Genomic DNA, 21,099 nt, shown 5'->3' with positions numbered 1-21,099 from the left:
CACTTTGTTGTACTGTATTTTCTTCTGTAACCACTTCTGGAATCGTAGTATCCCCTTCGGCAGCATAGGACTGATACGCATATCCAGCACCTGTTAGAAGAAAAGCCCCTGCCGCACATGTAACAAGTATTTTTTTTATCTTCATTGTGTGTACCTCCTTTTTAATTAATTGACATATCCGAATTTAACGGTCGCGTTATTAGACTTATACATTACTTCGTATGATACTCTAGTTCCGTTTGCATTGTAGAAGGTCCAATAAGTCGAGCTTTGGGGGTTATCTAGATACCAATGTTTATCGGTTGAATAGGTTGAGAAGTACTCGAACCTATTCCATGTAGAGGAACCAGCTACACCGTCAGCGGTAACACCCGCATATCTTTGAAAGTTCATAACCCCTGTTTTCGTTCCGGAGCCAAAACTACCATCAATCGCTGTGTATGGTTGTTGTCCGAACGCCCACAAGTTAGCCTGTAAACCTGAAACATAACCACCAGTTGAACCTTCTCTCAAAGTCGGCCACCAATAGAAGCCTGCTTGAGCAGCACTTGCTATACCACTAAACAAAAGTGAACCCATGAGCGAAACTGTTACAAGAGAAACCAACTTCTTCTTCTTCAACGAATACTCCTCCTTTGTTTTGTGAATATGGCTTGTACGACTATTCATTATCATGTTAGATCCCCTGATGTCTGGAAGTTAGATCTTTGTTCACCTCCGGTTTATAATTATGAAGCTATCTAATTTGATGGCTTCATAGTATATAACGTAATAAAACTATCAACAGTTATGATAAAATCAAAAAAAAGGATTAAATTCCGTAATCTAGTATAAGTATGGCGTAAACAGGAAAGGGAGATTTTCAGTACATAACTTTGTTAAAATGACAGTGAATTTTCGGACATAATTATATCGTTTTGCTTTAGGTTACTTATGAAGACAATGCTATCCTATGGAATGTTCGGGTTTTGAACAAAAATAGGCCGGCTGCAGGAGCTGGTCAAGGATCCAAATTGCCTTAAAAGACGAACATTGGTGTCTTCAATATCTGTTAAGGCTCCGTGTGGGGTGTGAAACGCGGCACAGGAACCTAGAGCGCCTTGGCCGGGACGGCTTAGGCGCTCTGGTTATCGGGCCAAGTAACCCCGCAGCGGTGCGTAGCGGCTCTTAGGTGGCCGTTCTTGCCGACTTAGAGCCGCTAGTATCAGCCCGATCGTTCTTCAGCATATTCCTTCACGATCTTGTAGAATGTGTTTTTCTTCAAGCCAAGTTTTTTCATAAGCTCCACCGCGGACAGCTCATTATTTTTCCAGCGAGGATACTCCGCATCCAGGACGTCCCTTTGCCCAGGCGTTAAGGTGGTTAGATTGATCTGCGGCCGTCCCAGGTGCTTCCCTTTTTTCTTAGCTTCAGCAATCCCTTCAGCTTGAGCTTGTTTGATCCCTTTGCGTTCCTCTTCAGCAAGCCAGCTTAGGATCTGAAGCACGAGATCCATAATGAGCTGCCCGATCCCTTCCAGCTCTTCATACTTACGCGTATCGAGTATGGGGATGTCGATTACGACAACGTGGATTTTCGCATCAATCAGCCATTGCCATTCTTTTAGAATTTCCTGCTTGTTACGGCCAAACCTATTGATGGATTTTACAAATAAAGTGTCGCCCTCTCGAAGTACACGCTTCAGGAGCTGATATTCCGGACGGTCAAAATTCTTGCCGCTAACCTTGTCTACAAAAATAAATTCCTCTGGAATACCCTGCTCCCGCAATACGGTTAATTGTCGATCCTCATTCTGATCTTTGGTGGATACCCTGGCATATCCGTATACTCTCGTAAGTATTCGCATAATCAACTCCCGTTTGTTTGAAAAGGTATTAAGAATATTATAAACGTTTATAATAACAAAACAATACCTTTAGAGATTGTCAAAACTCTCATTTCTGATCGTCCGCAAAGGTATACCTTTACAGACTATAAAAAAAGAAACTCAGTGTTAGCTAAGTTTTTAAACAGCAATTTATTCCGGTAAAAAACGCCAATTCAAAATTAAATCATAATTATTTCAGTTTTATAAGAAACAAAATCATTGAAAAGTGCGTCTAAGTAACCAACCCCAATAATGGGATGAATTTACACAAAGGAGTTGAGATAAGTCACGATTTCAGCAATTGTTGTACCATCATTAATTAAAATGTAAGAAGGGAGCAAACAAATGAAACTTCGATTCCTAACCACATTTAGCTCGGCTGCTATATTGTCTCTATCTCTGATCTCAGGCTCAGTATTTGCACAAGATTTCAATGATCCGACTCCAGTTCTTCCAGGAGAAATCCCCATTGAGGCAGGTCCTGCACCACAAAATGCTGTAATGCAAACTTTTTCAGAGGTCAACAACGTGAAAACTGAAATACTTGATGATCGTGCACAGGTACAAGCATTTGTCACCTCTAATATGGAGGACATCTACGGTGGAGTATATACCGATGAAGATGGCTATAAACGTCACTTTCTAATGAAGAAAAAATCAAAAGTATCGCAAAGTTCAAAGATAAAACCAAAATTCAGAAAGTAAAATATTCCAAGGAGAAATTGTATTCTACTAAGGAAGCATTAGCTGCTTTAGCAGTAGAATTAGGTCTTGAAGGAGTCGGAATTAGTGCAGAAAAGAATAAAGTGAATGTCTACATCACAGAGGAAAATTTCAAAAACAATAAGGAAACAATACTTAATCATATTGATGAAGATATGGTTAATTGGGTATTTGGCGATCTTGTTGTTAAGCAAAAAGCCTACAATCTTTACGCTGGTGAACAAGTTGAGAGAACTGTCACGGGTGGTGAATATCAGTGTAGCCTTGGTTTCAATGGGAGTGCCAATGGGAACGATGTCGGCGTTATAGCAGGGCATTGTGGAAATGGTACTTGGTATGATAAATCGGATGGAACTGCCGCTATCGGGAACATGTCTAATGGAAGTTTACTTGGTAACTTTGATGCTGGATATATCCGTTATACAACTAATGTAACTGTGACTCCAAGCGTCTTTCTTAATGGAAATTCTATGACAATCGGTACAACGGATTATGCAGGCTATTACCGAGAAGAAGGAGATTACGTAAGAGTCCATGCACGGTCCGGTAATGGTTCCAGCTTCGGTCCAGTTCGAGTTATTGATAACTCCTTTAACATCCCTGGAGATACACAAGATGTAGTTGTCACTACGCTATCTGGAGCCGTTGGTGGAGACAGTGGAGGGTTAGTTTACTCTATCGCTAACAACGGAACAAAAAACTATGCTCGTATAGAAGGGGTTTACGCAGGATCGTTATTGGATCCAGTAACCGGCAAAGATGCTTACGATTACTTTTCGAAGTATAGTCGTGTGTTTGATGGTTTAGGAATGTCCGGTGTTTACACTGATTCATCGTTTTTAGCATTGTAACACTAGTTCTTGATTTTAACCGTGGCATTGGCTTGTGCAGGATATGAATTTTTAATTGCTCCTTCTATACCCAACTCAACATTATCGCCTATGCTTATAGTGTCATACACTTCTGGATTTTTGACTGTTATCCAAATTGCATCAGGTTTGTTTTGTTCGAGAAGTTCGGATACTGAGAAATCCCCAGTTTCAGGTATATTCCTGACTGTCAATATTTTCTGAGCTTCTTTTGCAATGACATACCCACTTGAACGATCCCATTTCTCAGGGTTAGTTGATTCATTTCCAGAGCAACCAACAATAAACAAGAAAAGACAAGGTACTACAAGTAGACTCCACTTTTTCATTAATATTCCTCCTAAAACTGTTGTACCTTCCTTACTAATTGACGGTCTCCCCCCATTAAAAGTTGCTTCATAATTGTATCTATATCTGCTTAGTACTGTCCTGCCCTTCCTCTTATAAGCATCTATTCTAAAATAGAATCATCTGTCTTGTAGCATTTATTATAAACTTACCAAAACTTTGTGGTCTGTGTCAGCTACACTGGTATTGGGGAGTAAAGGTTTTATGCCTTTACGGACGTAAAAAACATAAAACCACCAATTTTTGGCGGATGTACGTTTTTCCGTTACGCTAGTTCCCTTTCCAAGGTTGTGGACTGGAATAAAGCAATTCTGTTCTCGACCTAAGTACCAGTAAGAGGTAAAATCCTCATTAGTCGAATAAATCGAATAAAAGGGGTTGTTTTTATGCAATTGGAACGAGATATATTAACTGTTGATGAAACATTATCCATCGGTAAAGAGACACTGGACAAGATTATCGATGAATCCTTTTTTGATTACAAAATTGGTGATCAATTTTTCATTACAGCACAGCCGCATACCCGTCATGTGGTCCTCGATGAGGAATTAGACGAAGAAGGTAATTGTTTATTTATTTATGGAGACGGACAAAAGATTGGATTTGACGATACTTATCCGCTCTTTACAACAGGGATGCTGATTGAATTATTATCATTCCATTTTCACTTCAATCTCACTTCTTTTGGCACTGGATGGATGCTTTTATGGAATAATGTTACTGTCATTCAGAGCAAGGAAGATGAGTTGCTTGTGTCTTTCTTATGGAGAGCTCTAGCTGAGATTGTTACGTCAGATAAATACGTTTGGTAAGAGTCTGGTAAGAGTCGCCAATAGACGCTTTTTCTTAGCTTCTAGGGCCCCCTAATGTGTTGAATTGTGGTATCGAATGCTGGTCTCCCGGGAGGGAAGAAGCCCATCGAACTTATTCCCAACTACGATCAATTTATGAGTTTTATGGTTTTATATAAGAAGCAATAAGCGTAAGTAGCTTGCACTCAGCGATCGAGTTTATGCTATTCCGAAGGGAAGAATAGAAACAAAGAAGGGCTTATACCAACCAGACATAAAAAAATAGCTGTCGAAACTTTCTCGACAGCCTTCCTTGAGATGCAACTTATAGAGGTTGCATCTTCTTTCTTATTGCTTAATATATTCCCGGCCATTAGTTATAATCACCTTAGTTTTAGCTGTAACTTCATAAAGATCGTAAACAACTTCTTCAGAGTTGTTATGCTTCTCATCTACCGTTGATATATTTGCCGACCTTCTAAATTCACCGAATTTAGTGTAGATGGCTTCAACTTTCTCATTAATTTTTTGTTCCTCTTCTGTTGTTACAGGCTGTTGCTGGCTAAATGATGAAACTTTAATTTCTTTGTCACTAGACGAATCATCAGCAAAACTTGTTTCGATGAAAAGACCAATCACAAGAATTGATGCAATAATGGAAAGAAGACCGACGGTAATTTTCACTTTTGACTTAAACACGAAATTATCATCACCTTTCAGTTTTCTTATTTAAGTATTATGGAGAAGTAACATATCCGTTTCCTTGAAGAGGTCCTAGATTCATAACCAATTCCTCCTTTTTATTTTACTAGATTTTCTTCTAGTAAATAGTCACTCATAATATAAAACACTGAATTATATAGAAAAGTTGGTTCAATTAGGAAAATAAATCTACATTTTTGATTTCATGCCAAAAAGGCCGCATCATCTGTTGTTAGATATACGGAATCTGATTCTACAGACCCGAGTCCAGCTCGTACCTCAAATATTTTACCAACTGCTTTTAGCATCTCATAAACCTGATCGATTCGTTTAATATTATCCGACTCATGCTCTTCAAGCTGTCTGACTTCTCTCCATAAATATTGGCTGAAAAGCATCACATCCTCGTGATGACTCTCAATTCCATGAGTCTCCATAAGAGACCAGGCGAACTCCATATCGTTCCGATCTTCTTTGGAAAAGGCTTGTAAAATAGGAGAGAATCGTTTAGCACGCTCGCCAAGGTACACCTGATACTCTTCCTCCTGTTCCATCCATTGACGCTCTGTAGAGGCTTGTATGGCTCTATAAAGTTAGACCTTCCCATTTTGTAGCAGGCTAGATAGTCGGAACCCTGTAAGTTTCCAAGCGGACTTCGGAAAATAAAAACGTCACCTTGTCGGGCAAGACCTACGGTCTGCCCTTCTTATCCTGGGACATGATCGCTGACCCGTACAATGATCTCTTCATTTAACATAATTTCCTCACCCCTTAATAGGTTTAGAAAACAAGAGACTTCCTTCATCCACAAAATTTTTTTCGCTTTCGCTCATTCCAATACACACTCTTTTTTTAGAAGAGAAACCATAGGTTGAGAGATACCCATTTTTAACGCAATTTCTTTTTGAGTTAAACCAGGTTCTTCAGCAATGATTCTCTTAAGGGTCTCTAATCGTTTTTCTTTCTTCGTTGATTTCCGTTTTTCACTCGTTGTACTTGGTGCTATTTCCTGCGGCGTATCGACTTTATGCAAAGATGAAGCACACGTCTCACAAATAAAATAATTTTTGTAAAACTGTGTAGTGTTGACATTATCACAAAAAATGCAGCATGTAGATCTATATTTTTTCAACATCATAATCGATCCATCTGTAAAGAATTCTAAAGAATCACCGACTTCTATTCCTTTGGATCTCCGCAATTCAACAGGCAAAACGATCCGACCAAGTGCATCCAATTCTCTTGTCATTCCTGTATCTTTCATGCTATCACCTACTTGAAATTTTAATTGAATTATAGCATTGAATTACATAATCATCCTTTTATTGTTGTTTTTTCTTCACAATTTTCATGCTTTTCTCATTGATTTTTTCTGCTCTGGTAGCCAACCCAATCAAATAATCATCCGTGATTCTTTCAGGATACACGCCGGTGCGATCCCGAAGAATATTTTCTAGAACCCACGCCTTGCGCGTCCAATATTCATAATCTTTACCTGTTACCTGGGCATGTTCCTGAAAACCACCATCTTGCTCATTCGCCTTGTTAATGATTCTTAGATAGTTATATATATCTGTTCGCTTCTGACGAGCCAACCGCAGCAGCAGAATTATATCATTCGTGGATCTCTGCATGAGCTGACCTGTGTTCTGCTCGGCATCGGATATGAATACATGATTTGTCTGGAAAGTAATCTGTTTACGTTTCCCATTCTTACGCTTAAAGGGGATTAGATCTTTAGTTATTTTGAATTACGCCATCAACGGGAAACAGCACTTGGAAGGTCCCACTTTCTAGATCATCCCCCTCGCCGAGCCAAAAGAATACACTTGTTTACCTCTTCATTAAGGGCATCCTCATCACATTGATCATTGGACATGATGCGCATGAACAGCTAACTTTTTCAACTTTTTCTCTTCCTTCATGTCCTTAATCAGTTATGCTATGAATAACAGGATCGAAACGTACGTGAGGAGGAAAAAAACGATGGCTATTCACTGGCTGGAACCGGATATCGCCGAATGCACCCGAAGAGGAATCGCCTACTTTACGTCGGAGCTGGAGATGGCGAATGGCCTGCCCTGCAAAATGTACCGCATTACCGAAAAATTCGGGAGTTTATCCGATCATATGCACGATTATCTGCAGATCTGGTATGTCAGCAAGGGCGAATTCATTCATACGCTCTATGGTCAAAAATACCGGATGGTCCAGGGCAATATATTCGTGCTCCCTCCTTACAGCGTCCATCGCGTGGAGATGGTTCCCGGGAAAGAACTGGAGGTGCTCGGGTGCGAATTCATGCCGGCCTTCATTAACGAACGATTGGAGGGAATGCCGGCTGAGCCGCAGCTGTTCGACCTTTCCTTTATCAAGCCTTTTGTCACGACCGAAGACCGTGTCCCGCTCAAAATCACCTTAACCGGCGGCAGCGACCTCGCCGTAAAGGAGCTCCTGACCGAAATGCTGAACGAGTTCGGAGGCCGCGGCCCATTCTTCGATATTCTGCTGAAGGCCAATCTGCTGAAGCTGCTGGCCATCGTGAACCGCGAGCATGCCGAGCAAGGCAAGCATACAGCGGTAACCGCCGGCAGCGCCCCGTACCGTGAGCCCATTTTGGAATCCGTACAATATATTCACGACCATTACGACCAGCCTCTATGGCTGGAGGATCTCTGTGCGCGGACGATGATGTCCCGGACGAACTTTTGCCGACGGTTCAAGGAAGTGACCGGCTGGACCTTCAGCCAGTACTTGGCCAACTATCGGATACGGATGGCCATGCGGCTGCTGACGGAGCCCGAGCTCACGGTAACCGATGTATGCTTCAAGGTCGGGTTTAACGAGCTTCCCTACTTCTGCCGCACTTTCAAGAAATATACGGGAACGACTCCTGCCTACTACAAAAAGAACGCTTTTAAAACCGTGGACTAACACCCCCGGTACGATAATCCAATAAATAAACACGATAGTGAAATCGATCGGTTCGTTCACATGCTATACTCGTGGCAAGCAATAACGAAGAATCAAGCGACAGGCTTATGTTTTCACAGCATCATCAATCCACGATTTTGGAGGAGAACCGATGAACAAAATTACAATTGCCGTGATTGGCTGCGGCACGATTGCAAACAGCGCCCATATTCCCGCCTACATGGCCAACGAAGATGCCGAGATCAAATATTTCTGCGATATCGTGAAGGATCGGGCCGATGCCGCCGTCGCCAAATACGAATGCGGCCAAGCCATCGAAGATTACAACCAGATCCTGAACGACCCTGAGGTCGACGCGGTATCGATCTGTACGCCAAATGACGTTCATGCTTCCATCGCCATCGATTGCTTGCGGGCAGGTAAGCATGTATTATGCGAAAAACCGGCAGCCCGCACCTACGCGGAAGCGCTGGAAATGCAGAAGGTTCAGCACGAAACGGGCAAAACGCTCAATATCGGGGTGGTCAACCGTTACAATGAAAGCGTAAACAGAATCAGAAAAATGATCCAAAACGGCGATCTCGGCGAGCTGTATCACGTATATGCCAGCTTCCGTTCCCACCGCTCGATCCCGGGACTCGGCGGCGCCTTCACGACCAAAGCCATTGCCGGCGGCGGCGCGCTGATCGATTGGGGCGTTCACTTCCTCGATGTCGTGATGTACTGTACGGGCGATCCGAAGCCGAAGACCGTCTCCGGCCAGGCTTACTGCAAGCTGGGCAAGGACATGGAGAATTACACCTTCCTCAAAATGTGGGCAGGTCCGCCGAAATATGACGGCACGTATGACGTCGACGATTTTGTCACGGCTCTCGTCCGCACCGAAGGCCCGACCATTTCCTTGAACGGAGCTTGGGCGCAAAATATCGGCGCCGAAGAAATGTTCATCGACTTCCTCGGCGACAAAGGCGGCATCCGGCTGAAATACGGCGCGGACTTCACCTTCTACACAACGGAGGACGGCGCATTGATTGAAACCACGCCGAAATTCAATCTTGGCAGCATGTTCCAAAATGAGATCGACGGGTTCATCCGCTGCATTCAAACCGGGGAGAAGCAGCCTTCGCATATCGATACGGTCATCCTCTCCTCCCAGATCATCCAGGCGATTTACGACTCGTCCGACCAAGGCGCGGAGGTTTCGCTGCAGCCCGTTGCCCAGAACAGCCTATAACCTATAGTTCGAACGCCAGGGAGGCCCTTTTATCATGAAAAAAATCGGATTCATCGACCTGCATCTGGACCAATTCCACGCGAATAAATATCCCGGTTGGATTGAACAGGCATCGGAACATGCCATGAAGGTCGTGTACGCCTACGGCAAGAGAGACAAAGAGAACGGGCTCACGAACGCCGCCTGGAGCCAGGAGTTTGGCATTGAGCTGCTGCCCACAATCGAAGAGGTGGTGGAGCGCAGCGATTACCTGATCGTGCTGTCCCCGGATAACCCGGAATTCCATGAGGAGCTGTCCCAGCTGCCGCTGCAATCCGGCAAGCCGACCTATATCGATAAAACGTTCGCGCCTGACCGCGAAACGGCTATCCGCCTGTTCGACCTGGCGGCAAAGCAAGGAACGCCGATGTATTCGACGTCCGCCCTGCGTTTTGCCAGCGAATACCGTGAGCTGGACCGAAGCGATATCCAAACGATCAGCAGCTGGGGGCCGGGTGCCTTCGCCAATTATTCGATCCATCAAATCGAGCCGATCGTCAGCCTGATGGGGGCCAGCCCGAAGCGGGTGATGTATATCGGCACGCCTGACTCCCCTGCCCTGCTGATCGATTTCGGGAACGGACGGCAGGCCACCGTTAATCATCTTGGCGATAATTGTCCATTTACCTTAGGGATAAAGAATGGCGACGGGGGCTTCAAGCAGGTCACCGCCCATTCGAATTTTTTCAACTTGTTCATCGAGAATCTGGTGAATTTCTTCGAAACGGGCAAGCCTGCCGTCAACCCGGCAGAAACGGTCGCCGTCATCACGATTATCGAGTATGGATTGAAGGCCGCTGACACCCCTTATGTGTGGTTGGATTTGCCTCAATAGCGTAACCAAGGGTTCGTTACACATTAGCAAAATAAAAAAGAGCTGCTCCAACAGGCCAAAAAGACCCGGGGCAGCTCTTTGTCATGATTCAACCGATTTTTTCCGGTTCTGAATGCTTACACTTCTTTCCGCTGAAAATAGATAAAGCCTGCAAGAAAGAACAGTAGAAACCCGCCAACCACGACGGTCATGAGGCTTTCGAACGGCAGGTTGAATGCGCCGAAATCGGCTTGACCCGCCGGCATCATCGTCAGAAACGGCTGCGTCCAAGGATAGTAAGGGGCATACGTCTGCGAGTTGGCCACCAGCATGTTCGGTATGGTAAAAACGACGTTCAATGCCAGCGGAGCGGCAAAGCTGCTCCAGGCCGTGGAGACTCCAAGCTGCAGCGCGGCCAGCGGCAAGCAAGCAACCCAACCGCCAAGCAGGCTGCGCAGCAGCATGTCCCACGGTATCGGGGCATCCACCTTGTGGATCAAACCGGCTCCCAGCACGGCTCCCATGAACAGTAACTGGACGACGGCCAGCAGCATGGCTACCACCGAGAACTTCGCAAAATAGACGGTGCCGCGTGAAACCGGCAGGACAAGCAGCTGCTTCCATCCCCCGCCCGAATGCTCATACCGACACACCATGGCACTAAAAATCCCCGTCAGAATCGGGAGCAGCAGCATCGCATGCAGAATGATCATAATGCTGATCAAGTACTCCCATGGCGCAAGCTCCTCAGGCTTTCCATTTAATATGCCAAGCAGCATGACCAGGATCGCACACAAGAAGATTTGCGGCCATAGCTTCGATTTTGACAGTTTTAGCCACTCTGCGGACACCGCTCTTCTATAGGATGTCATCTTAGTCCACATCCTTTCGGTTAAAATGAATCAGGCCAACGCACGTTATGACCGCGCCCAGCAGCAAACCCGCTCCGATGACCTTGACTTCGCCCGGCCCCATATAAGCAAGCAGCGGCCACTTTAGCGGCATCCAATCGGGGAATTGCAGGGCAAACATCGACACCACAGAGGCGGTAATCCCGATCCCGACCGCAATCCCCTGGTTCTTAAGCGTCAAAGACATCCACAGCTGAAAAGCCAGCATGGGAAGCGCCGCAAATAGCTGTACAAAGCCAATGCGCAGCAGATCCATATAAGGCATTTGCTCCGCCCCCATCCCCAGTATGATGCCGAGCACGGCGGTACTGATCGACAGAAGGAGACAGGATACGCAGAGAATGAGGAAGGCCTGTACGAACTTGGCGCTGAATACCGCTGTTCTGGAAATAGGCAATGCCAGCAGCTGTTTCCACGAGCTCAGCTGATGCTCCACGTTGGCCATCAGCGAGCAGACCAGCGTGATCCCAAGAAAGAGGGCAATCGGTACAAAAAACAGCACGTTCTCGAGCAGCCCGCCCCAAGGATCTGCCGCGTAGGATTTCATCAGGTAATCATAGCGAAGTCCGAAGTTCAGCCCTTGCATCGCTGCCAGCCCGATGGGACCGAGCGCGGCGAGAAACCAAATGCCCTTGCCCCGGATCTTCAGCCAATCGGCGGAAAGCGCACGGAACATCATACCCGGCTTCCCTCCCCTACGATCTGCATGAAAATATCCTCGAGCGACCTCCGCTGCTCTTCCACCCGGTACACCGCGTGCTGATTCTCCACGAGCCGCTTCACGAGCAGCGCAATCTTCGCATCCTGCATGCTTTCCAGCTCCAGCATCTGATTACGCAGGACTCCTTCGCAGCCCAGGTCCAGCGCCAAGCCGAGTGCTAACTCCGGCTCGGACACCGACAGACGGAAACCGCTGGAAGCCGTGGATACCAGATTGTCGATCGTATCCTGGAACACCATCCTTCCTTCACGGATAATGCCGACTTTGTCCGCCATCTGCTCGACCTCGCCCAGCAGGTGACTGGATACCAGCACGGTAATGCCGTATTGGCGCGGCATATTCTTGATCAGCTCCCGGATTTCATGTATGCCGGACGGATCCAGGCCGTTGGTCGGCTCATCCAGAATGAGCAGCTCCGGATTGTTCAGCAGGGCAGCTGCGATGCCAAGACGCTGCTTCATCCCAAGCGAGTATCCCTTGACCGGGCGCTTGGCCTCCTTCGTCAAGGAGACGATCTCCAGCACTTCCGCGATGCGGGACTTCGGCCCGCCGGTGATCCGGCGAATCGCTTCCAGATTCTCAACGGCAGTCAAATGGCCGTAATACGAAGGATACTCCACGAGTGATCCGGTCCGGCGCAAAATGTCCATTTTTTCACTTTTCAAATCCTTGCCGAACAAATGAATCGCGCCGCGCGTCGGTTGAATGAGTCCGAGCAGCATGCGGATGGTCGTTGTTTTCCCGGCGCCGTTCGGTCCAAGGAAGCCATAAATGTCGCCGCGTGCGATCTCCAGGTTCAAATCTACGACTGCTGCGCGCTTTTTGTATATTTTATATAAGCCTTTCGTTTGAATGACGAGTTCCGTCACGTTCATCACCTCAGGTAATATCCTACCTGTCCAAGGTTAAATGCCGGTCGGCCTCAAGTTTAAATTTACTTTAAAAAAGCTGGCAGGCTATCCAAACGGTTTCGGAGTGTATGCCACCATCGTGGGAATTTTCGTGGATCTCTGTCGCTGGAGCTTCTGTGCAGATAGGAATGACTTCGTGAAAAGAGCTAGAGCAGCTTCGCGCAGCTAAGGCCTCTCCAGTGCCGGATCGTTCTTCCGATCGCTGTTAAATCCAGGAAAATGGAATTTGCCCAAGGGTGGTTTCCCGGATTTAAAGGCGACCGCTTCGCTTCTCCAGCAACGATTCCGTCTCCTCCGCTGGTGTACACGTGGAAAGTTCATAGTAAAAACCAGACGCACCGTAACCAAAAATGCCTACCCCGTCACTTTTTAAATCACATAGGTTGACTGCCATTCCAAGAACACCCCGAAACACGCACGCTTATGTATATTCCGCAACCAAAAAAGGAACCGGCAATTTCCGGTTCCTTCTCGTATCCGACGGTTCGAAATAACTTTCTAAGAACACCCTTGGGTGGTTTAAATCCTTCACATACTAGCCTTACTGCTCATAACTGAGATAGGTTACTTGAATTGCATATTACTCCCGCTAGAAACGATCTCGCTCTTCGCCAGCATGCACTCCCTGATTCCTCACCGCTTCCAGATGCTGATCCTCGTTCCCTCATCCGAGCTTACCACATGGCATCCAAGTCCCATTTCCCTTGTCAGGTGATCCACGATGGCCAGGCCGATGCCTGTGCCCTTGTTGCCGGAGTCGCTTTCGATTCCAGGTCCGTGATCCGAAATGACAAGCACGCCCTCAAGCCCTTCTCTCTCCTCGGTATGTATTCCGATGTACTGCCCGGATTTGGCGTGGCGGACGACATTTTGAAACAGATTATCAAGAAGTCGTCTGAACCACAGCACGTCCACGTTCCAGCTGAGCGGCTCGTCGCGCACCTGGATATCGGGTTCGATTCCCTCCTTCTCCCACACGGGATACCAGGCCGCCGCGCTTTCCTTGACGATTCGCAGAACGTCGGTTGGCCCCATGCTCAGCTGCACTCTGCCGCTGGTGAGCAGGTTGTAGGACAACAGGTTGTCGATCAGACCGCCTAAATCCGCGATTTTCGATTCAATGAGTGACAGCGATTCTTTCCCCTTCGGGCTCAGCGGCTCCCGTTCCATGGAGAAAATATGGCTTCGAATCACCGTCAGAGGGGTTCTCAGATCATGAGACAGATTGGCGATCAGGGATTTGCGCAGCTCTTCTTCCTCGCGCTGGCGGCGCTGCCCCTCTTCCAACTGGATGACCATATCGTTATAGCCCTCTTCCAGCTGCCCAATCTCGTCATACTTGGTTAACGTAACCGGCTGCGGTATGCCCGTTACCGTATGGGACGACTTCATAGCCGTACGAAGCCGCAGCAGCCGCTTGCGAATACGCACGAAGAACAGCCAGGAGATCAGAATGAACAGGCCGGACATCGAAGCTGTGAACACCCCGTACAGCGCTGTTTCGCTCGCAATGGGCTGCTGGACATTCAAGTATTTTCTCGGCAGCTGCATGACCATGAATCCTTCTCCCGATCCCTCTCCCCCGATAAAAGCCACGGAAGTGAACGGATCGCTATCCCTAGAGTTTTTCATAAATTGCACGGTATCGAGCGCGCTCCATACCTCGGGCAGGTTAGGCTGCACCGGCAGCTGCAGCCTGGTCTCATTGCCGCCATCCACCCAGAACATGGAGATCTCCGGATACTCCTGCCGTATCGAATTCAGCTTCTGCTCAATGGCCTCCGGCGAAGCTCCGCTTAATCCGGCTGCTTCCTCGTGCCACATTCTCTCTAACGCGGCACCGCTGGTATATTTCCCTGCAGGGGTCGGTGGACGGTTCGAGAAGGTATCGTTCACGAACCAGTAAAAAATCGACGCTAACGGAAACATGATCGGCATGAAGATCATGGCCATCAAAATCAACAGCAAATACCGGTTGGTCAGCGAATTGCGGAACCTTCCCTGCTTCTTTCTCCATCTCATGCTCTCACCCGATAACCAAGCCCGCGAACCGTCTCAATAATCTCCGGGTTGGCGGGATCCCGCTCCAGCTTCTCGCGCAGATACCGGATGTGGACCATCAGCGTCTTGTCCCCTTCGATATATGACTCTCCCCAGACCGACTCATATATTTGCTCCTTGGTCATGACACGCCCCTGATGCTGGAGCAGGTACATAAAAATTTGATGCTGTTTACCGGTCAGCAGCGTCTCCTCGCCGGTATCCTCGTTCACGATCCGATTCTCGGCTTCGTATACCGATAAGTGCTTCACTCTCATGGGCTCCGCGGATTTGACGACGGATCGACGCAGAAGCACCTCGAGACGGGCAGCCAGCTCGTCCGGGTGGAAGGGCTTCGTCAAGTAATCATCGGCGAACTCAAGCCCCTGCAGCTTATCGTCAATGGAGGTTCGAGCCGACAGCATCAGGATGGGCAATCCGGGATAAGCCTTTTTGAGACGCTGCCCGACTGTAAAGCCGTCAAGTCCCGGAAGCATAACATCCAGAACAACGACCGCACACGAAGCTGCTTCCCCTACGGCCTTCTCTCCGCTGAGCAGCCATCGCACCTCATACCCCTTGTCCTTAAGAAACTCACTGACCCACCCGCCGATCTCCCGGTCATCCTCGATATATAGAATGCATGCGCTCATGAACCATCTTCCTTTCTCGTGCAAATAATCATATCCCCTTAGAAGGAGCTCCTTAGGTCCTTCAAAACAAAAAAGACTCCCGTATCTATGTAGGTATACATTGATCCATCATTTGTCATTGTATCATGGGAGACCCGGCGTGCAGGCATATGATTCGCTAACCCGGCAATCCGTAGTGCAGGCTCAGCTGCCTTGCCTTCTCCCTGAGCATATCAACGATCTCCGGAGGTTCAATGACTTTCGCTTCCGTACCCAGACGCAGGAAGATTTGAGCGACATATTCAAGATCATTGCCATCAATGGTTGTATCCACAATGCCCCGGTGCTCGTCTTGCATGGCTACCTCGTTCTCCAGCCACGGAATGCTCTCGCACTGTCTCGCCCCTTCCCTAGTCAGCTCTGCATACAATCGAACCGGCTCCCGAATGGGGTAATCCTCGAGCCATTCTTGCATGCTAATGTCCGCCTCATAGGTGTTATCGGTCAGGGCTAAGGATTCCATTCGGTCCATGCGGAACAGGCGCACCCCTTCCTTCCCATGCTCCACCGCGGGCATATACCATAAACCATCCTGGGCATAAACGCCGATCGGCAGCACTTCCCGGTCGCTCGTGCCCGATTTGGAACGATAGCTGATCCGTATAGCCCGCTGATGAAGAGCGGCTTCAATGACGTCTTTTAGATAAGGGGACCCTGCGGTTCTGTTTGGACTCCAGAACGTCAGCACCGATTCCAGGCGGCTGATCATTATTTTGGTATCCTCCGGAAATCCGGCCAGCAGCTTGCGGGAGGCAGAGCCGATATTCAGCTCGAACGGCAACGAGGTATAACGCTTCAAAGCTTGAAAAGCAAAAAATATAGCAAACACTTCATCTTCATCGAACAGGATCGGAGGAAGAACGCGGCTCTTCAATGTACGGTATCCCCCGTGCCGCCCTTGCTCCGTATATAAGGGAACGCCCATGTCGCTGATCTCGGTTAGATACCGGTGCGCCGTGCGAACGGAAACGCCGAATTCATCGGCCACTTCCTGAGCGGTAAAGCTCCTTTTGGCATTGACATACATGATGACATCCATAAGCTGTTTCGCTTTTGACATAATACCCACCTCACACGTTATAACTAGACAATAATTGTCATGTTTATAAGATATGCTATTGCTGTGTCAAGGTCAAAACGATACAAGAAAGGAGCCCTCATGATGTGCAACCCTATGGAACAGGCCATCAAGGTTAATGGTGCCCGCAACAAAAACCTGCGTAACGTGAGCCTCTCGATCCCCAAAAAACAAATCACGGTGTTCACCGGTGTGTCCGGTTCCGGCAAATCCGCCATGGTCTTCGATACGATTGCCGCGGAATCCCAGCGTCAGCTAAATGAGACGTATTCCAGCTTTATTCGCCATCGCCTCCCCCATTACGGACAGCCGGAGGTGGATTCGGTTGAAAACCTGTCGGTGGCCATCGTCGTCAATCAGAAAAGAATCGGCGGCAATGCCCGTTCAACCGTGGGAACCATTACCGATATCCATTCCTTGCTGCGCTTGTTATTCTCACGAATAGGCCGGCCCTTTGTCGGATATTCGGACGTCTTTTCCTTTAACAACCCTCAAGGCATGTGCCCCCATTGCGAGGGACTCGGCAAAGTGAACAGCTTTCGGATCGAGAACTTGATCGACAAGGAGAAATCGCTGAACGAAGGCCCCATCCGGTTCCCGACATTCCGCCCGGGGGAGTTCCGCTGGAAGCGTTATGTCGCTACAGGCCTGTTTGATAATGATAAGAAATTGAAGGATTACACCGAGGAAGAATGGGACACACTGCTGTACAAAACCGGTTTTAAACCGCCGAGCCCAACGGAGGAATGGCCGCCCACCTCGTATTATGAAGGCATTATACCCCGGTTGGAGCGGACGTTCCTGAGCAAGGATTCACGGGATGCGAGGACGTACAGGGAAGCTATTGATCAAGTGGTGGCTGAGACCGCCTGCCCGTTATGCCATGGCGGGAGACTGAATCAGGAGGTGCTCTCCTGCAAAATCAACGGCACATCCATCGCCGACTGTGCGCGGATGCAGGTCAATGAGCTGATCGCTTTTTTGCAGACGATCGAGGATCCGGCGGCAGCAACTGTCGTGGATACCTGCATCACTCGGCTGGAGCAGCTGCTTCTGGTCGGGATCGGTTACCTGACGATGGACCGGGAAACCGCAACACTGTCCGGAGGCGAGTCCCAGCGCATCAAAATGGTGCGCCAGCTGGGGAGCAGCTTGACGGATTTAACGTATATTTTTGACGAGCCCAGCATTGGCCTACATCCGCACGATGTGCATAACATGAACCGCCTGCTGCAACAGCTTCGGGATAAGGGGAACACGGTCATCATCGTGGAGCATGATCCGGACGTCATCCGGATTGCGGATCATATTGTAGATATGGGGCCGCGAGCAGGCACCGATGGCGGTACGATCGTCTACGAGGGGGACCCGGAAGGGTTACGGCACGCCAACACCCTGACAGGTAAATATCTCAGTCAACGCACCCGCTTAAAGTCCGCGGTCCGGGAGCCGGCTGGATGGCTGCGCATCAAAGACGCCTCACTTCACAATCTGAAGAAGGTATCCGTGAGCATTCCCGCCGGGGTGCTGACCGTGGTAACAGGCGTTGCCGGGTCAGGCAAAAGCACACTCATTAACCAGGTGCTGCCGAACGTTTATCCGGAGGCCGTCATTATCAATCAGGACATGATCCAGGCATCCAACCGCTCCAATATCGCGACGTTTACCGGCATTTTTGATGCTATCCGCAAGCTGTTCGCCAACGAGAATCGGGTAAGTCCTTCCCTGTTCAGCTTTAACGCAAAGGGGGCTTGTCCGGTATGTAACGGCTCCGGCACGATTACGATGGATCTGGCTTTTATGGACAGCCTGGTTACGGTTTGCGAAGCCTGCCAGGGCCGCCGCTTTCATGATGACGTTCTGGGCTATCAACTTCGCGGTAGAAACATCAGTGACGTGCTCGCCATGACCACCGACGAAGCGCTGGATTATTTCACGGAACAGGGTATCGTGGCCGCGCTTCAGCGCATTGAGCATGTAGGACTGGGTTACTTAACGCTCGGCCAGCCCTTAAGCACGCTGTCGGGAGGGGAACGGCAGCGGGTGAAGCTGGCGGCAGAGCTCGATAAGCAAGGTGAAATTTATGTGCTCGATGAACCTTCAACTGGCCTTCATCTGTCCGACTGTGAGCGGCTTATGTCCATCATCAACCGACTTGTCGCTCAGAACAGCACGGTCATTGTGATTGAGCATAACCTGGATATCATCAGCCAAGCGGATTGGATCATTGACATGGGGCCCGGCGCGGGACATGACGGCGGGAATGTCCTGTTCTCCGGCAAACCGGCCGATCTGCTGAAGAACCCGCATTCCCTAACAGCCAGATATTTACGGCAGTTTCAAGGCTAGACATCTAGGCCTTTTTTGGCTCATGCGAAGGCATCCTAACGGCAAAAAGACCGCGAGTCCCCCTCCTTCCAAGGGGGTACGCGGTCTTTTTGTGTTCCACTGTAGTAGACAAGCTGAGACCGACTTACTCCAATATGACGGTTGTATAAGGCGGCAGTGTTAAACCTTTGCCGTCTAATGCCGCTCTATCATCCGTTGTTTTCGACAAGGATTGGAACGGCGATTCCCCGCTCTTTGCTGCCAAATCAACCGTCTGCTCTTCGCTTGACAGGTTATGGACAACAAGGGCTTTGTTGTCTTGGGAACGGCGGATATAAGCCATCACCTGCCCATTGCCGGAAGCAAAGGATTCAATCGTTCCGCTGTTCAGCGCAGGCATATCATTCCGCCAGCGGATCAGCGTGCGGTAACGGGACAGCAGAGAATCCGGGTCTTCTGTCTGCTGTTCCACGCCCTGCACCTGATCGCCGCCGTTATGCTTAAGCGGCTCCCAGGTCGTCTGTCCCTTATCGCTGCCCGTATTGGACCAGATCATCGGCTCGCGGATTTGTTCGTCCGGCTTCGCTCCCTTCATCCCGATCTCTTCTCCGTAATAAATAAACGGATTGCCCGGCATGGTCAGCAGAATGCCAGCGGCCATCTTGGCGTGGTTCTCATTGTCCTTCAGCTGCGACATGACACGGTTCATGTCATGATTCGTCAAGAATGCGGCATCCGTAAACTTGCCGCCCGATACTTGGCTGAACAAACCATAAATCCGCTCCAGGGTGAAGGCCAGATTGTTATCCTTTTCATTTATCGCGGCACCGATGATGCTCTCGCCCAGGCTAAAGTTGAACCCGGAATCAAACGCGTTATCCAGATACGGCGCAATGACCGCAGCGGAATTATCCCAAATCTCCCCGACAATATAAGCGTCCGGATTCACCTCATTCATGCTCGCGCGGAATTCCTGCCACCATGCTGTATTCTTAGCCGTTGTCGCTTCGCCTTTATCGGACATCAGATCCTCATAAATATGTTTGGCTGCATCGATCCGGAATCCGTCGACACCCAGCTCCAGCCAGAACTTCCCGATATCCTTCATCTCCTCGCGGACCTTGGGATGATCAAAGTTCAGGTCCGGCATCCCGCCCCAGAACGTGCCCATGTAATGGGCCCCGTTGATCTCATGCCATGGCGAGTCGCTGCCTGCGGCGCTGGCTCCTGAAGGAGTCCTCCCTTGATCCTCGGCCCATATGTACCAATCGCGGGTTGCCGAAGCCTTGTCTTTCGCAGCCTGCTGGAACCAGGCATGCTCCGTGCTTGTGTGATTGACTACCAAATCCATAATAATCTTGATTCCGCGCTTATCCGCTTCGGCAAGCAGCGTCTTAAAGTCATCAAGGGTTCCGTAGTCCGGGTGGATGGAACGATAGTCGGTCACATCATAGCCGTGATAGCTCGGCGAAGGATTAATCGGCATCAGCCAAATCCCCGTCACGCCAAGATCCTCTGAAGTTTCCGGATTTCCGTCATTCAGATAATCCAGCTTCTCAATGACGCCTTGTAAGTCACCGATCCCATCCCCATCGGAATCATAGAATGAGCGTACAAAGATCTCATAATAGACGTCGGAGGGCTGCTCATCCACCTCCGCTGTCTCCATTGTTACAGGCGCTTTCGGATCCGGCTGTTTTGTTTCCGGGGCTGCCGGCGGCTTAGCCTCATCTTGCGATGGAGCCGCTGTGCCGCTGCAGCCTGCCAGCAGACTTCCCGTAAGCGCAAAGACAGCGAGCCATATAGGCAGAGCCCTGCGTTTTCCCCATGTAGAACGTATCACGTTGTTTACCTCCTGTTCGTTGCAGCATCTGAAATTCATCCAGTTGCTGCACTTATCTATTCAAATGGATCTCTACAGCTATCTTAGAATAGCGCAAACGTTTGTATTCGATTTCATCATTGTTTTCCAGTAAAACGGTTACATTTCGTGGTTCAACTTAAAATTCATCTTCTTCCGTAGATGCCGGCTCGTTTTTATCCATCCATATCATAACTCACTTCTTTGTTTTGTTAAATCGTTTGCACAATGCCGTT

At 48.7% G+C, this 21,099-nt stretch carries 22 protein-coding genes; 7 read left to right on the top strand and 15 right to left on the bottom strand.

From position 1 onward, the window contains the following. Positions 1-165: 165 nt before the first annotated feature. Complete coding sequence (locus ACPV3A_RS04695) at positions 166-621, bottom strand: peptidoglycan-binding domain-containing protein (RefSeq protein ID WP_426198331.1); 456 nt, start codon at positions 619-621, stop codon at positions 166-168. A gap of 583 nt (positions 622-1,204) precedes the next feature. Beyond that, positions 1,205-1,846, bottom strand: coding sequence for a recombinase family protein (locus ACPV3A_RS04690; RefSeq protein WP_426198330.1), 642 nt, complete (start codon positions 1,844-1,846; stop codon positions 1,205-1,207). A gap of 366 nt (positions 1,847-2,212) precedes the next feature. On the opposite strand from ACPV3A_RS04690, the gene ACPV3A_RS04685 reads away from it, so the two are divergent. After that, the gene (locus ACPV3A_RS04685) at positions 2,213-2,572 is read left to right on the top strand and encodes a hypothetical protein (protein ID WP_426198329.1); all 360 of its coding nucleotides are present in this window, start codon (positions 2,213-2,215) and stop codon (positions 2,570-2,572) included. A 17-nt stretch (positions 2,573-2,589) separates the two neighbouring features. Further along, positions 2,590-3,441, top strand: a complete 852-nt coding sequence (locus tag ACPV3A_RS04680) for a hypothetical protein (RefSeq protein WP_426198328.1) — start codon at positions 2,590-2,592, stop codon at positions 3,439-3,441. 2 nt (positions 3,442-3,443) lie between these two features. Here ACPV3A_RS04680 and ACPV3A_RS04675 read toward each other — a convergent pair whose 3' ends face one another. Beyond that, complete coding sequence (locus tag ACPV3A_RS04675; RefSeq protein ID WP_426198327.1) at positions 3,444-3,788, bottom strand: DUF3221 domain-containing protein; 345 nt, start codon at positions 3,786-3,788, stop codon at positions 3,444-3,446. 405 nt (positions 3,789-4,193) lie between these two features. On the opposite strand from ACPV3A_RS04675, the gene ACPV3A_RS04670 reads away from it, so the two are divergent. Further along, positions 4,194-4,619, top strand: a complete 426-nt coding sequence (locus ACPV3A_RS04670) for a hypothetical protein (RefSeq protein WP_426198326.1) — start codon at positions 4,194-4,196, stop codon at positions 4,617-4,619. Positions 4,620-4,946: 327 nt separating this feature from the next. On the opposite strand, the gene ACPV3A_RS04665 is transcribed toward ACPV3A_RS04670, so the two are convergent. The 4 genes from ACPV3A_RS04665 to ACPV3A_RS04650 form a co-directional block, all read right to left on the bottom strand. After that, positions 4,947-5,297, bottom strand: coding sequence for a hypothetical protein (locus tag ACPV3A_RS04665; protein ID WP_426198325.1), 351 nt, complete (start codon positions 5,295-5,297; stop codon positions 4,947-4,949). 206 nt (positions 5,298-5,503) lie between these two features. After that, positions 5,504-5,854, bottom strand: coding sequence for a hypothetical protein (locus tag ACPV3A_RS04660; RefSeq protein ID WP_426198324.1), 351 nt, complete (start codon positions 5,852-5,854; stop codon positions 5,504-5,506). Positions 5,855-6,129: 275 nt separating this feature from the next. Further along, positions 6,130-6,564 (bottom strand): AbrB/MazE/SpoVT family DNA-binding domain-containing protein, encoded by a 435-nt coding sequence (locus tag ACPV3A_RS04655; RefSeq protein ID WP_426198323.1) that lies wholly within the window; start codon positions 6,562-6,564, stop codon positions 6,130-6,132. A gap of 58 nt (positions 6,565-6,622) precedes the next feature. Further along, on the bottom strand, positions 6,623-6,934 hold the full coding sequence (locus ACPV3A_RS04650) for a hypothetical protein (RefSeq protein ID WP_426198322.1): 312 nt from the start codon (positions 6,932-6,934) through the stop codon (positions 6,623-6,625). A gap of 352 nt (positions 6,935-7,286) precedes the next feature. Between ACPV3A_RS04650 and ACPV3A_RS04645 the strand changes: the two genes are divergently transcribed. From ACPV3A_RS04645 to ACPV3A_RS04635, 3 genes are all read left to right on the top strand, one after another. Further along, positions 7,287-8,234, top strand: a complete 948-nt coding sequence (locus ACPV3A_RS04645; RefSeq protein WP_220686701.1) for a helix-turn-helix domain-containing protein — start codon at positions 7,287-7,289, stop codon at positions 8,232-8,234. Positions 8,235-8,385: 151 nt separating this feature from the next. Then, positions 8,386-9,468, top strand: coding sequence for a Gfo/Idh/MocA family protein (locus ACPV3A_RS04640; protein WP_071222181.1), 1,083 nt, complete (start codon positions 8,386-8,388; stop codon positions 9,466-9,468). A 34-nt stretch (positions 9,469-9,502) separates the two neighbouring features. Beyond that, positions 9,503-10,342, top strand: a complete 840-nt coding sequence (locus ACPV3A_RS04635; protein WP_426198321.1) for a Gfo/Idh/MocA family protein — start codon at positions 9,503-9,505, stop codon at positions 10,340-10,342. 116 nt (positions 10,343-10,458) lie between these two features. On the opposite strand, the gene ACPV3A_RS04630 is transcribed toward ACPV3A_RS04635, so the two are convergent. The 7 genes from ACPV3A_RS04630 to ACPV3A_RS04600 form a co-directional block, all read right to left on the bottom strand. Continuing rightward, positions 10,459-11,193, bottom strand: a complete 735-nt coding sequence (locus tag ACPV3A_RS04630; RefSeq protein WP_426198320.1) for an ABC transporter permease — start codon at positions 11,191-11,193, stop codon at positions 10,459-10,461. Position 11,194: 1 nt separating this feature from the next. Then, the gene (locus ACPV3A_RS04625) at positions 11,195-11,911 is read right to left on the bottom strand and encodes an ABC transporter permease (RefSeq protein ID WP_220686702.1); all 717 of its coding nucleotides are present in this window, start codon (positions 11,909-11,911) and stop codon (positions 11,195-11,197) included. Continuing rightward, on the bottom strand, positions 11,908-12,828 hold the full coding sequence (locus ACPV3A_RS04620; protein WP_374198254.1) for an ABC transporter ATP-binding protein: 921 nt from the start codon (positions 12,826-12,828) through the stop codon (positions 11,908-11,910). Before ACPV3A_RS04620 ends, ACPV3A_RS04625 begins: the two co-directional genes overlap by 4 nt. 182 nt (positions 12,829-13,010) lie before the next feature. Next, complete coding sequence (locus ACPV3A_RS04615) at positions 13,011-13,172, bottom strand: hypothetical protein (RefSeq protein WP_426198319.1); 162 nt, start codon at positions 13,170-13,172, stop codon at positions 13,011-13,013. Between the two features lie 325 nt (positions 13,173-13,497). Beyond that, positions 13,498-14,886: a HAMP domain-containing sensor histidine kinase gene (locus ACPV3A_RS04610; protein ID WP_339221417.1), complete on the bottom strand. Its 1,389-nt coding sequence runs from the start codon at positions 14,884-14,886 to the stop codon at positions 13,498-13,500. Next, positions 14,883-15,557, bottom strand: coding sequence for a response regulator transcription factor (locus ACPV3A_RS04605; protein WP_071222186.1), 675 nt, complete (start codon positions 15,555-15,557; stop codon positions 14,883-14,885). The genes ACPV3A_RS04610 and ACPV3A_RS04605 overlap by 4 nt, the downstream gene beginning before the upstream one ends. Before the next feature lie 157 nt (positions 15,558-15,714). Then, complete coding sequence (locus ACPV3A_RS04600; RefSeq protein WP_426198318.1) at positions 15,715-16,656, bottom strand: helix-turn-helix transcriptional regulator; 942 nt, start codon at positions 16,654-16,656, stop codon at positions 15,715-15,717. Positions 16,657-16,758: 102 nt separating this feature from the next. Between ACPV3A_RS04600 and ACPV3A_RS04595 the strand changes: the two genes are divergently transcribed. Further along, positions 16,759-19,023 (top strand): ATP-binding cassette domain-containing protein, encoded by a 2,265-nt coding sequence (locus tag ACPV3A_RS04595; protein ID WP_426198317.1) that lies wholly within the window; start codon positions 16,759-16,761, stop codon positions 19,021-19,023. A gap of 124 nt (positions 19,024-19,147) precedes the next feature. Here the strand turns inward: ACPV3A_RS04595 and ACPV3A_RS04590 are convergent, their stop codons facing one another. Then, the gene (locus ACPV3A_RS04590; protein ID WP_426198316.1) at positions 19,148-20,845 is read right to left on the bottom strand and encodes an alpha-amylase family glycosyl hydrolase; all 1,698 of its coding nucleotides are present in this window, start codon (positions 20,843-20,845) and stop codon (positions 19,148-19,150) included. Positions 20,846-21,099 lie beyond the last annotated feature (254 nt).

The sequence above is a fragment of the Paenibacillus sp. Dod16 genome, from assembly GCF_049893405.1.
Classification (GTDB): Bacteria; Bacillota; Bacilli; order Paenibacillales; family Paenibacillaceae; genus Paenibacillus_AQ.
This window is presented reverse-complemented; position numbering and strand designations above follow the sequence as displayed.

Coding starts and splice junctions, on each gene's coding strand:
- ACPV3A_RS04690 (WP_426198330.1), bottom strand. CDS start 1,846: ATGCGAATACTTACGAGAGTATACGGATATGCCAGGGTATCCACCAAA.
- ACPV3A_RS04685 (WP_426198329.1), top strand. CDS start 2,213: ATGAAACTTCGATTCCTAACCACATTTAGCTCGGCTGCTATATTGTCT.
- ACPV3A_RS04675 (WP_426198327.1), bottom strand. CDS start 3,788: ATGAAAAAGTGGAGTCTACTTGTAGTACCTTGTCTTTTCTTGTTTATT.
- ACPV3A_RS04670 (WP_426198326.1), top strand. CDS start 4,194: ATGCAATTGGAACGAGATATATTAACTGTTGATGAAACATTATCCATC.
- ACPV3A_RS04660 (WP_426198324.1), bottom strand. CDS start 5,854: ATGGAACAGGAGGAAGAGTATCAGGTGTACCTTGGCGAGCGTGCTAAA.
- ACPV3A_RS04655 (WP_426198323.1), bottom strand. CDS start 6,564: ATGAAAGATACAGGAATGACAAGAGAATTGGATGCACTTGGTCGGATC.
- ACPV3A_RS04650 (WP_426198322.1), bottom strand. CDS start 6,934: ATGCAGAGATCCACGAATGATATAATTCTGCTGCTGCGGTTGGCTCGT.
- ACPV3A_RS04645 (WP_220686701.1), top strand. CDS start 7,287: ATGGCTATTCACTGGCTGGAACCGGATATCGCCGAATGCACCCGAAGA.
- ACPV3A_RS04640 (WP_071222181.1), top strand. CDS start 8,386: ATGAACAAAATTACAATTGCCGTGATTGGCTGCGGCACGATTGCAAAC.
- ACPV3A_RS04635 (WP_426198321.1), top strand. CDS start 9,503: ATGAAAAAAATCGGATTCATCGACCTGCATCTGGACCAATTCCACGCG.
- ACPV3A_RS04630 (WP_426198320.1), bottom strand. CDS start 11,193: ATGACATCCTATAGAAGAGCGGTGTCCGCAGAGTGGCTAAAACTGTCA.
- ACPV3A_RS04625 (WP_220686702.1), bottom strand. CDS start 11,911: ATGATGTTCCGTGCGCTTTCCGCCGATTGGCTGAAGATCCGGGGCAAG.
- ACPV3A_RS04620 (WP_374198254.1), bottom strand. CDS start 12,828: ATGAACGTGACGGAACTCGTCATTCAAACGAAAGGCTTATATAAAATA.
- ACPV3A_RS04610 (WP_339221417.1), bottom strand. CDS start 14,886: ATGAGATGGAGAAAGAAGCAGGGAAGGTTCCGCAATTCGCTGACCAAC.
- ACPV3A_RS04605 (WP_071222186.1), bottom strand. CDS start 15,557: ATGAGCGCATGCATTCTATATATCGAGGATGACCGGGAGATCGGCGGG.
- ACPV3A_RS04600 (WP_426198318.1), bottom strand. CDS start 16,656: ATGTCAAAAGCGAAACAGCTTATGGATGTCATCATGTATGTCAATGCC.
- ACPV3A_RS04595 (WP_426198317.1), top strand. CDS start 16,759: ATGTGCAACCCTATGGAACAGGCCATCAAGGTTAATGGTGCCCGCAAC.